The organism is Streptomyces mesophilus, from assembly GCF_040300965.1.
Lineage (GTDB): Bacteria > Actinomycetota > Actinomycetes > Streptomycetales > Streptomycetaceae > Streptomyces > Streptomyces mesophilus_A.
In genome coordinates, this window is the sequence record NZ_JBEPEW010000197.1 from 1 (window position 1) to 11,905 (window position 11,905).

Consider the following 11,905-nt stretch of genomic DNA (forward strand, 5'->3'; position numbering starts at 1 on the left):
GGTCCGGTGCGCGCCGCACCCGGGCGCCGGGCGCGGGGCGCGCGGGGTCGTCACCCCGGCGCGAAGGTCCTCGCGTGTCGTGTTCGAATTGGCTGACCGGGGCACCGCCCCACCTCGCCGACCGCTTCGAACCCAGCGACCCCGAAGGGCTGCCCGCATGCGCACCGCCGTCGACACGTCCGCCGCGTCCGCCACGGACGAGGCCCGGCCGTCGTCCGGCATACGCGGGGTAGCGGGCCTGACGCGCGGTGGCCGGGACCTGGCGCCCTGGGGGCTCGCCGGGGTGCTCTTCCTCGCGTACACCACCGTCTCCGTGCTGCGCTGGGAGAAGTTCGGGACGCGGTCGTGGGATCTGGGGATCTTCGAACAGGCGATACGGGGATACGCGCAGCTGCAGGCGCCGATCGCCGATCTGAAGGGGCCAGGCGCGCACATACTCGGCGATCACTTCAGCCCGGTGACGGCCCTGATCGCTCCCTTCTACCGGCTGTTCCCGGGGCCGGTGACGCTGCTCGTCGCGCAGGCCGCGCTGTTCGCCCTGTCCGTGGTGCCGGTGACGCGGGCGGCGAGCCGGTTGCTCGGGCGGGGCGGCGGGCTCTGCCTCGGCCTTGCCTACGGACTGTCGTGGGGGCTGCAGCGGGCCGTCGACTTCGACTTCCATGAGATCGCCTTCGCCGTACCGCTGATCGCCTTCTCGCTCGAGGCACTGCTCGCCGAGCGATGGCGGGCGGCGCTGCTGTGGGCCCTGCCGCTGGTGCTCGTCAAGGAGGACCTGGGCCTGACGCTGACGGCGATCGCCCTGGTCGTGGCCTGGCGTGCGCATCGGCGCGCGAAGGCCGGCGACAAGGCTGCCGGCGAGACCGGCGCCGCAGCGGCCCGCAGCGCCGAAGCGGCCGACGACGCCGGTGCCGCAGGAGCCCGCCGCGCCCTCCCGTACTCCTACGCCGTGGCCGCCTTCGGTGCCATCGCCGCCCTGCTGGTCTTCGTCTGGATCATCCCCGCGTTCAACACCGCCGGCAGTTACGAGTACTGGAACCGCGTCGAGGGCGGGTTCCCGAACCCGTTCGCCGGGTGGGACGTCAAACTGCGCACGCTGGCCTGGCTGTTGCTGCCCACGGGTCTGTTCGCCCTGCGCTCCCCGCTCGTCCTGATCGTGCTGCCCACCCTCGGCTGGCGGTTCGTCTCCTCGGACGACTCGTACTGGGGAACGGAGTGGCACTACAGCGCCGTGCTCATGCCGGTGGTCGTCCTCGCCGCGGCCGACGGGATCGCCCGGTCCCGCCGCCGCGGCGAACGCGCATGGCTGACCAAGTACGCGTCCCAGGCGCCGCTCGCGGCCGCCGCGGTGGCGCTCGCCCTGACCGTCTCGCTGCCGCTGGGCACGCTCACCGACCCCGCCGTCTACCGCGTGCCCGCCTCCGCACGCCAGGCGGACGCGCTGCTGGACCGTATCCCCGACGGGGCCACCGTCGAGTCGAACATCGGGCCCATCAGCCGGCTCACGAGCCGCTGCCGGGTGCTGTGGATCGGCAACTCGCAGGGGGTGACGCCGGATTACCTGGCCCTGGACAACCGGTCCGGCCGCTACCCCGATCCCGTCGCGCATGCGCGGCGGCTCCATCCCGACGCCCGCTTCTCCCAGTGGGGCTCGGCGGGCGGGTTCGTGGTGCTCAAGCTGGTCACCTGAGCAGGTCGCCTGAACCACAGGCGCGAACCCCTCGAATCAGCCCGGCCCCGGTGCACATGGAGGATGTGCACCGGGGCCGGACCCCTACCGTAGCCGTCGCCCCAGGAGCGCGAGGGCCTGGTGGGCTACTCGGTCGCGATGGCGTTCAGGACGTTCATCCGGCCCGCGCGGAACGCCGGGATCAGCGCCGCGAGCAGGCCCACGAAGGCCGAGCCGATGAACACCGCGATGATGGTCGCCCAGGGGATCTCCAGGACTTCGAGACCCTCCATGGCGAGCAGCCGCTGCGCCGTGGCGCCCCAGCCCATGCCGAGCCCGAGCCCGAGCAGGGCGCCGAACAGGGCGATCACCACGGACTCCAGGCGGATCATCCGGCGCAGCTGGCGCCGCGACATGCCGATCGCCCGCATCAGACCGATCTCCCTGGTCCGTTCGACCACCGACAGGGCCAGGGTGTTCACCACACCGAGCACCGCGACGATGATCGCGAGGGCGAGCAGCCCGTAGACCATGTTGAGCAACTGCCCGACCTGGTTCTGCAGTTCCTCCTTGAAGTCCGTCTGGTCGCGGACCTCGTACTGGGGGTACTGCTTCAGGGTGTCCTTGAGCGCCGCATAGGCCGCCTCCGCCTGACCGTCCTTCGCCTTGGCGAACATGATCATGTTCGGCGGGACCTTGTCGGCCGGCAGGTACTTCTCCAGGGTCGCGATGGACATGTACCGCGCGCCCTGGTCGATGGTCACGTCATCGCTCGTGATGGCCCCGACCTTGAGCTTCGCCGTCTCGCCGCCCTTGAAGGCGACCGTGACGGTGTCGCCGACCTTGATGCCGTAGTCCTTGGCGTAGTCCGAGCCGACCGACATGGAGTCCGCCGCGTAGGCGTCCTTCAGACTGCCCGCCGTGGTCTCGCGGCGCAGGTCCGAGGCGTACGTGGGATCGGCGGCCGCGACGGCGGAATCACCCTTCTCCGTCTTGCCGTTGGGCGCGGTCATGGTGACCTCGGCCACCTTGTAGCGCGTGACGTGCTCCAGGTCCGGGCTGTTCTGGATGGCTTTCTCGGCCTGCGGAACGATGCGCTGCTGGCCCTGGATGATGAAGTCCGCGCCGACCGACTTGTCGAGCTCGTCGGTGGCCGAGGCGACCATCGAGGAGCCGACCACGGACAGACACGCGACCAGCGCGAGCCCGATCATCAGCGCCGCTCCGGTCGCGCCGGTACGCCGCGGGTTGCGCAGCGCGTTGCGCTCCGCCATCCGCCCGACCGGCCCGAACAGGCGCAGTACGAGAGCGCTGATGACCCGTACCACTCCGCCCGCGAGCACCGGTCCGACGATCACGAAGCCGATGAGTGTGAGGACCACACCGCCGCCGAGCCACATCGAGCCGTCGCCGGCCGTGTCGGCGGTGGCCGCGGTGTACAGGGCGAAGACACCGGTGCCGGTCAGGACCAGGCCGATCAGGCCGCGGATCAGTCCCGCCTTGCCGTCGGCCGGGGTGCCGGCGTCGCGCAGCGCGGCCATCGGGGAGACCTTGCCGGCCCGGCGTGCGGGCAGATACGCGGCGAGGACGGTGACGACGATGCCGAGGAACAGACCGATCGCCGGGGTCGTCCACTTCACGGTGAGGTCGTCCGTGGAGAGGTTCATGCCCATGCCGGACATGAGCTCCATCAGTCCGATCGCGAGCCCGACGCCCGCGCCGACCCCGAGGATCGAACCGATCACGCCCAGCAGCGTGGCCTCGACGAGCACGGAGCGGTTGACCTGCTTGCGCGAGGAGCCGATGGCCCGCATCAGGCCGATCTCGCGGGTGCGCTGCGCGACCAGCATCGAGAAGGTGTTGATGATCAGGAAGATGCCCACCAGGAACGCGATTCCGGCGAAGCCGAGCATCGCGTACTTGATGATGTCCATGAACTCGCCGACGTCCTTGCGGTTGGCGTCGGCGGCCTCGGTCTGGGTCTGCAGCTTGTACGTTCCGGCGCCGAGCTCGGCCGCCACGTTCTTCTTCAGCTGCTCGTGGGTGACACCGGGGGCCGCGGTGACCGCGATCTGGCTGAACTCGCCGGTCTTGCCGAGGAGTTGCTTCTGAGCGGTGGACGTGTCGAAGTAGACGACGGACGCGCCCGGGTTGGTGACCTTGAAGCTGGCGATGCCGCTGATCTTCGCGGTGAAGTCACCGTTGACGCTGATGGTGCGCAGTTCGTCGCCGAGCTTCAGACCGTGCTTGTCGGCGGTGTCGGAGTCGACCATCACGTCGGTGGGGCCGCGCGGCGAGTGCCCTTCGGTGATCTCCATCGTCCGGGCGTCGTTCTGCGTCCAGTTGCCGGCGATGGTCGGTCCGCCGCTGGTCGAGCCCATGTTCTCGTTCTCGGAGTCGACCACGGTCACGTTCATCGACATGACCGCGCCCTCGGCCGACTTGACGCCCTCGGCCGACTTGACCCGGTCGACCACGGAAGCCGGCAGGGCGTCGGGCTTCCCGGACTGCGGATCCTCGTCGCCGTCCCCGGCGGTCTTGGGGCTGACGGTCACATCGGGCGAGGTGGCCGCGAACAGCTTGTCGAAGGTCGTGTTCATCGTGTCGGTGAACACGAGCGTGCCGCACACGAAGGCGACGGAGAGCAGGACGGCGATCGCGGAGAGCGCCATCCGGCCCTTGTGCGCGAAGAAGTTGCGCATCGAGGTCTTGAACACGGTCACGACGTACGCCCCCGCGCGTCGAAGTCCTTCATACGGTCCAGGACCTGGTCGGCGGTGGGGTGGTGCATCTCGTCGACGATCCGGCCGTCCGCGAGGTACAGGACGCGGTCCGCGTACGAGGCCGCGACCGGGTCGTGCGTGACCATCACGATGGTCTGCCCCAGTTCGGACACCGAGCGCCGCAGGAAGCCGAGCACCTCGGCGCCGGCCCGCGAGTCGAGGTTTCCGGTGGGCTCGTCACCGAAGATGATCTCCGGTCGTGCGGCCAGCGCGCGCGCCACCGCCACCCGCTGCTGCTGACCGCCGGAGAGCTGGCTGGGACGGTGCTTGAGGCGCTCGGCCAGGCCGACCGTCTCCACGACGCGCTGCAGCCACTGCTTGTCCGGCTTACGGCCCGCGATGTCCATGGGCAGGGTGATGTTCTCGATCGCGTTCAGCGTCGGCAGCAGGTTGAACGCCTGGAAGATGAAGCCGATCCGGTCCCGGCGCAGCTGCGTGAGCTTCTTGTCCTTGAGACCGGTGATCTCGGTGTCGTCGAGGTAGATCTGCCCGCCGGTCACCGTGTCCAGCCCGGCGAGGCAGTGCATCAGCGTGGACTTGCCGGACCCGGAAGGGCCCATGATCGCGGTGAACTGCCCGCGGGCGATGTCCACATCGACATGATCGAGGGCGACGACCCGGGTCTCCCCGCTGCCGTACGCCTTCACGACCTGCCGCGCCCGGGCGGCGACAGCCGTGCGCCCTCCAGTTACCCCGGGACCGGGGGTGGTCACAGCCGTAGTCACGTGAAGTCTCCTAGGTAGAAAGCAGCGAGGAACGCGCCGGAAGTACGTGCTCAAGTCTGGTCGCGGGAGGGGGCCTTACGCGCTGAGGCCCAGCGCAGTCTTCTACTGGGGAAAACCCCACCCCCCACGATGCGGTCGGCCTCAGTACCGGCCTGTGACCAGGCTAGGAGCGCGCTCGTGCCGACTCGTCGTTCAGGAGGACGAGCAGTCCCTGCCGGGAGCGACGCATAGGAGCTCCCGGAAACCCCGGGATAGAGCGCCCTCTAATAGGGGCCCTCCCTTAGGGGCTCGGCTCTCCCCTGCGTAAGGAGCAAGTGAGAAGGTGTCCCTCGACGGAAATAGATGCAGGGGGAAAGGATCTTCGTGGGCGGCACCCAGGACGACATAGGCCGGACCGACGGCGAGCCGGCCGTCGGTCGCAAGCGTGGCGCGGTGGTCGCCGCCCTCATGCTCTCCATGGCGCTGGCCGCCCTCGAGTCCACGATCATCGCCACGGCCGTCCCGCAGATCGTCGCCGACCTCGGCGGCTTCTCGTACTTCTCCTGGCTGTTCTCCGGCTATCTGCTCGCGGTCACCGTCACGCTGCCCGTCTACGGCAAGCTCTCCGACACCTTCGGCCGCAAGCCCGTCCTGCTCGCGGGCATGGTCCTCTTCCTGTTCGGCTCACTGCTGTGCGCCGTCGCCTGGAACATGGCCGCCCTGATCGCCTTCCGCATCCTCCAGGGCCTGGGCGGCGGAGCCATCCAGGGCACCGTGCAGACGCTGGCCGCCGACCTGTATCCGCTGAAGCAACGCCCCAAGATCCAGGCCAAGTTGTCCACGGTCTGGGCGCTCTCCTCGGTCGCGGGCCCGGCGATCGGCGGCCTCCTCGTCGCGTACGCGCACTGGCGCTGGATCTTCCTGGTGACCCTGCCCGTGGGCCTGCTCGCGCTGTGGCTGGTCGCGCGCCATCTGCACGAGCCCGTACGGGAACAGAGGACCCGGCACCGTATCGACTGGCAGGGCGCCCTCGCCGTGTTCGCCTCCGGCGGCGTCCTGTTGACCGCTCTCGTGCAGGGCGGGGTGGCCTGGCCCTGGCTGTCCGCGCCGTCGCTCGCGCTGTTCGCCACGGCCGCCGTCCTGGTCGCCGCGACGGTCCTCGTCGAGCGCCGTGCCGCCGAGCCGATCATCCCCGGCTGGGTGTGGAAGCGCCGTACGATCGCCGCGGTCAATCTGGGTCTTGGCGCACTGGGTCTGGTGATGGTCGCGCCGACCGTCTTCATCCCCACGTATGCGCAGTCGGTGCTCCGACTCACGCCCACCGAGGCCGGGTTCGTGCTCTCGGCGATGATCCTGAGCTGGCCCGTGTCGGCGGCCCTGAGCCAGCACCTCTATACGCGGATCGGTTTCCGCAACACCGCGCTGATCGGTGTCACGGGCGCCGCCCTCGTCCTGGCCGCGTTCCCGCTGCTGCCCTATCCGGGCTCCCCCTGGCAGCCCGCGCTCCTGATGCTGCTGCTCGGCGCCGCGCTCGGCCAGGTCCAACTGCCCCTGATCGTGGGCGTGCAGTCCACGGTCGGCTGGGCGGAACGCGGCACGACCACCGCCTCCGTGCTGTTCTGCCGCCAGATCGGCCAGACCATGGGCGCGGCGATCTTCGGCGCGATCGCCAACGCGGTCATCGTCAGCCGGCTCGGCCCGGACACCGACCTGGACACGGTCGCCCGCACCCCCGGCGACGAAACGGTCCGCCGCTCGATCGACGCCGCCGTCGAGTGGGTGCACATCGGCGCCGCCGTCGCCGCGGTGATCACCCTGCTGCTCCTGCTGCTCCTGGCCCCGCGCCGCTTCCCCGTACTGCCGCAGGAGACGGTGACGGACGAGGCCGTACAAGAGGAGTCCGCCGTACGGGAAGAAGCGGCTGTACGGGACCCCGGCGCCGAAGCGCCCCACGAACCCCCCGCGTCCCAACCGTCACGTACCGACTGACGAGTTCGCCGGAAACCCCACCCCACCCGGATACCTGCCGGTAACGTTCCGGGCTCTCCCTGCGGTCCGCCCCGGGCCCGACCCGCGCAAGGAGCAGCCCCATGCACGAGCCGCCCCACGATCAGCGACCGCCGCATCCCCCGTACGAACCGCCGTATCCGCCGGACGAACCGCCGTACCCGCCGTACGAGCCGCCGCATCCCCGGCACGAGCCGCCGCACCCCCCGTACGACCCGCACCTCACCTACCCCTGGCGGCCCCCGCCCGCTCCCCCGCCGCCTCGCCGCCGTACGACCCCGCGGATGGGCAGCCATGCCGATCTCCGGCTGGTGCGCCGCGCGTACAAGCGGCTGCGCCGGGTCGCGTCCCTCACCGCGCTCGGCTCCTTCACCCTCTTCCTGATCCTCTCCGCGTACGCCCCCTCGCTCGTCGGCCACCGCATCACCGGCGGCCTCAATCTGGGGCTGCTGCTCCTGCTCGCGCAGATCCCGGTCACCTACGTGGCCATCGCGCTCTACCAGCGGCACGCGGTCCGCCGCGTGGACCCGCTCGCCGAACGGCTGCGCAGGGCAGCCGAGTTGGAGTCCCGCCCATGAACCTCGCGGCGCTCTTTGCCGCCGACTCCACCGAGTCCATGAGCCTGGTCGCGTTCACCGCGGTCGCCACCATCACGCTGCTCCTGTGCGTGATGACCGGACCGGACCGCGATGATCTCGACGAGTTCTACACGGGCGGCCCCGGCCTGACGCCGCTGCGCAACGGTCTCGCCATCGCCGGCGACTACATCTCCGCCGCGAGCGTCCTCGGCGGTATCGGCGTCATCGCGCTCACCGGATACGACGGTGTCGTGCTGCTCCTGGCCACCGCTCTTTCGCTGGTCCTGCTGATGTTCCTGCTCGCCGAACCGCTGCGCAACGCGGGCCGGTTCACCATGGGCGACACCCTCACACGCCGCCTCTCCGGTCCTTCCGCGCGCCCGGCCCGTATCGCCACGGCCGTCGCCACGCTCGCCGCGCTGCTCCCGCTGATGCTGGTCCAACTCGCGGGCGCGGGCGATCTGCTGGCGTTCGTCCTCGGCTTCGGGAGCTTCGGGAGCTTCGGGGGCGAGGGCGTGAAGACCGGTTCGATGGTCCTGGTCGGCGTACTGATGATCTCGTACGCGGCGATCGGCGGGATGAAGGGCACGGCCCTGATCCAGATCATCAAGATCGTGATCCTGCTCGCTTCGGCGGCCGTCGTCTCCGTGCTCGTCCTGCTCCGTTTCGACGGTGACTTCGGTGCCCTCGCCGCCCAGGCGGCCCGGGGCAGCGGTCTGGGCGACGCGTTCCTGCGGACGGGGCCGCTGCTCGCGGGCAGCGTCGCCCCGCAGCTCGACATGGTCGTCTCGCAGCTCACGGTCGTCCTGGGAGCGGCCTGCCTGCCGCATGTCACGATGCGGATGTACACCGCGCGCAGCGCCCCCGAGGTGCGGCGTTCGATGTCGTGGGCCGTCTCGGCTGCGACCGTGTTCGCGTTGTTCGCCCTGGTCATCGGGTTCGGCGCGGCGGCGCTCGTCGGCCGCCAGGCCATCGTGGCGGCCGACCCGCAGGGCAACACCTCGATCCTGCTGACCACCCGGTCCCTGTTCGGCGCGGAGACCTCGGGCGTCGAGACGCTGATCTTCACCTGTGTGGCTACGGCGGTCTTCCTGACGCTGCTCGCCTCGGTCGGCGGCATGATCCTTGCCTGCGCCAACTCCCTTGCCCACGACGTGTTCGCGCACCGCCGCCGGCTCAGTCCACGCGCGGAGATGACCACCGCCCGGCTCGCGGCGCTCGCGGTCGGCGTCGTCACCATCGCGCTCGCGTCGACCGTGCAGCACCGCAATCTGCAGCCGCTGGTCACGCTCTCGTTCTGCCTGGGCGCATCGGCGCTCGCCCCCGCCCTGGTCTACAGCCTGTTCTGGCGCCGCTTCACCCGCACCGGTCTGCTGTGCACCCTGCTCGGCGGCTCGGCCGGCGCGATCATCCTGATGACCGGCACCAATCTGGTCTCCGGCAGCCCGGGCTCGGCTTTCCCCGACCACGACTTCAACTGGTTCCCGTTCACCACCCCGGGCATCGCCTCCATCCCGCTCGGCTTCGGCCTCGGCTGGCTGGGCACGGTCCTCAGCTCCCGTACCAGCCGGCGCGAGCAGCGCCGGGCCTATGAGGCGGTGGAGGCGGAGATCCTGGCGGGGGTCGCAACTCGGGTGATACGGGAGTGAGTTGACGTGGCGGCGCGACGCCGGCCACTCCCCGCGTCCGTGCGCCGGCGAGCGCTCCCCGTATCCCTCAGGAGTCGGCCCGGAGCTCGGCCCCGTTCCTCAGGAGTCGGCCCGGAGCTCGGCCCCGTTCCTCAGGAGCCGACCCCAGAGCTGGGCCCTGTTCCTCAGGAGTCGGCCCCCGAGCTCGGCCCCGGCACGGTCCCGCCGCCCGACGGGCCGTCCTCGTTGCCGGCGCGCCCGGTCAGGGACATCAGGCTGGCCCGCACATGGTCCATATGCGCCCGCACCTCCTCACCGCGCTCGGCCTGCTCGCGCAGCACCCGCTCGGTCTCGCGCTCGATCCGCTCGGCCCGCATCCGCGCCTCGGCGATGATCTCCGCGGCACGGGCCGCCGCGTCCTCCTCACCGTGCCGCGCCGCCTCCTCGGCCTCGGCGAACTCCCGCTTGGCCGCGGAGAGCCGGGCCTCGGCGGCGGCCGTCAGCTCGGTGTGGCGCACCTCCAGCGCGGCCATCTGCTCCTCGGCGGACCGCTGCTCGCCCTCCCACAGCTCGGCCTGTTCCTTGGCCAGGTCACCGAGCAGCGTCTCGCCGCGCACCCGCATGTCGCGCAGCACTTCGAGGGCCTCGCCGCGCAGCTCCTTGACCTCGCGGCGGGCGGCGATGCGTTCGTCGTCCGCCGTGCGCCGGGCGGTGAGCAGCGTCTGGCGCGCCCGGTCCTCGGCCTGGCCGCGGAGCTCATCGGCCCAGGCGCGGGCGGAGTCCCGCAGATCACGCTCGTACGCGGCGCTCTCGTCGGCGAGCCACTGGGCCTCGCCCTGCGCGGCGGCCCGCAGCGCGCGTGCCTCCTCCTCGACGGTGAGCAGGATCTCCTGGGCCCGCTCGCCGAGCGTCTCGTAGGTCTGCGGTGCGAGGCGCTCGACGGTCTCGCGCAGCGCGGCGGCCTCGGACTCCATCTCCTTGGCGAGCACGGTCAGGCGCGCGGCCCGTTCCCAGGCGTCGTCGCGGTCGCGGCAGAGCCGGTCCACTGCGCCGTTCACCTGCTCGGGGCGGTAGCCGCGGCCGCGTACGGTGCTGAACTCATGAGTCGACGTCGCCGAACGTGCCGTGCTCATCCTGAGGCCCCTCTCGCCCTGCCGCTGACAACCCGATCCGGCGCACATCCTGGTGGATCACACCGAAGCACCCAAAACGCGACACTCCGCGTATAGACCTGATCAAGCATGCGTCAACGAGACAAAGAAAAGGAAACCGGGCGAACGGCGGGTACACCGGTGCTCGGGCGCTCGGGTGCTCGGGTGCTCGGGTGCTCGGGTGCTCGGGTGCTCAGGCACTCAGGCACTCCGACACTCAGGCACTCCGACACTCAGGGCATACGAAAGGGCCGCCCCCGTCCACGTACGACGGAAGCGGCCCTTCGCCGACCGAGGTGAGGGCTAGAGCAGCCCGTCCCACATCTGCTCGAGCAGGACCGACCACCAGGTCTCCGGGGACGACAGCGCCGCCGGGTCCAGGGCCGCGAGCTGGGCCTGGAAGTCGACGGTCCAGCGGCCCGCCTGCTCCTGGTTGAGGCCGTAGCGCAGCCGCCACATACGGCCGAGCATGGCGAGACAGCGGGCGAACTCCGGCAGCCCGGAGTTCACGAACTGCGGCGGTACGGGGGCTCCGCCCGGACCGGCCTCGACCGGGACCGCGACGATGTGCGCCGTGCCGTACTGCACACAGATCGCGCGCCCGAAGTCGCTGCCCATCACGAGATACGAGCCCGCGTCCGAGGCCGGCTGCACCCCGCGCTCCTGCGCCATCTCGGCGAGCGTCGGCACCGGACGGCCCGGCTGGGCCTGGGCCCAGAAGAACGGGTTGAAGTCCACCGGCAGACCGGCCCACACCAGCGTCGTCGCCACGACCTCGGGCACGCCCTGACGCGACACCGCGCGCTGGTCGAAGCGGAAGACGCCCTGCGGACCGAACGCACCCGCCAGCTCCTGCGCCACACCCTCAGGACCGATCGGCGGCGCGGGCTGCACCGGCACCAGCGGAACACGCATCGGCGCGAGCCGCGCGGGGCCGTCGGCGACCTGGTGCAACTCTCCCTGGTGGGCCAGGAGTTGCTGCATGCCCTGCTGACGCGAGGCGTGGTCCGTGCCGTACGGGGCGACGGTCGTGACCCGGACCTGCGGCCACTGCTCCTTGATCATGCGGGCGCAGTAGGCACCGGGCAGATCGCAGGACTCCAGCTCGGTGTGGATCTCCAGAACCTGGTCCGCGGGCACGTTCATCCCGCGCAGCTCGTGGAAGACCTGCCACTCCGGGTGCGGAGTGCCGGGCGCGGAACGGCGGATCAGCTGCTGCTGACTGCCGTCCGGCGCGCGGTAGCTGACGACCACCTGGTAGCCGGGGCCGACGGTCGGCTGACCGGTGGGCTGCTGCGGATAGCCGTACGAGGGCTGGGGACCGCCGGGCATCGGCGCGGCCGGCTGCTGGGGACCGCCGGGCATCGGCGCCGCCGGGCACCCAGCAG

The 11,905-nt window shown here is 71.0% G+C and carries 8 protein-coding genes; 4 read left to right on the forward strand and 4 right to left on the reverse strand.

Going from position 1 to position 11,905, the window contains the following annotated elements:
• Positions 1-157: 157 nt before the first annotated feature.
• Entirely contained in the window at positions 158-1,687 is a 1,530-nt protein-coding gene (locus ABT367_RS37645) for a DUF2079 domain-containing protein (protein WP_352258000.1), read from the forward strand.
• A gap of 125 nt (positions 1,688-1,812) precedes the next feature.
• Here ABT367_RS37645 and ABT367_RS37650 read toward each other — a convergent pair whose 3' ends face one another.
• The gene (locus ABT367_RS37650; RefSeq protein ID WP_352258002.1) at positions 1,813-4,389 is read right to left on the reverse strand and encodes an ABC transporter permease; all 2,577 of its coding nucleotides are present in this window, start codon (positions 4,387-4,389) and stop codon (positions 1,813-1,815) included.
• Entirely contained in the window at positions 4,386-5,174 is a 789-nt protein-coding gene (locus ABT367_RS37655) for an ABC transporter ATP-binding protein (RefSeq protein ID WP_352258004.1), read from the reverse strand. Before ABT367_RS37655 ends, ABT367_RS37650 begins: the two co-directional genes overlap by 4 nt.
• Before the next feature lie 342 nt (positions 5,175-5,516).
• Here ABT367_RS37655 and ABT367_RS37660 point away from each other — a divergent pair, with 342 nt between their 5' ends.
• From ABT367_RS37660 to ABT367_RS37670, 3 genes are all read left to right on the forward strand, one after another.
• On the forward strand, positions 5,517-7,142 hold the full coding sequence (locus tag ABT367_RS37660; protein ID WP_434975630.1) for an MDR family MFS transporter: 1,626 nt from the start codon (positions 5,517-5,519) through the stop codon (positions 7,140-7,142).
• Between the two features lie 101 nt (positions 7,143-7,243).
• Positions 7,244-7,738 carry a DUF485 domain-containing protein gene (locus tag ABT367_RS37665; protein WP_352258006.1) on the forward strand — a complete coding sequence of 165 codons (495 nt, stop codon included), beginning with the start codon at positions 7,244-7,246 and terminating at the stop codon, positions 7,736-7,738.
• On the forward strand, positions 7,735-9,387 hold the full coding sequence (locus tag ABT367_RS37670; protein WP_352258007.1) for a cation acetate symporter: 1,653 nt from the start codon (positions 7,735-7,737) through the stop codon (positions 9,385-9,387). The genes ABT367_RS37665 and ABT367_RS37670 overlap by 4 nt, the downstream gene beginning before the upstream one ends.
• A gap of 164 nt (positions 9,388-9,551) precedes the next feature.
• On the opposite strand, the gene ABT367_RS37675 is transcribed toward ABT367_RS37670, so the two are convergent.
• Complete coding sequence (locus tag ABT367_RS37675; protein ID WP_352258009.1) at positions 9,552-10,499, reverse strand: cellulose-binding protein; 948 nt, start codon at positions 10,497-10,499, stop codon at positions 9,552-9,554.
• 321 nt (positions 10,500-10,820) lie between these two features.
• Positions 10,821-11,905 (reverse strand): SUKH-4 family immunity protein (locus ABT367_RS37680; protein ID WP_434975631.1); only part of this gene is annotated, 1,085 nt, incomplete at its 5' end.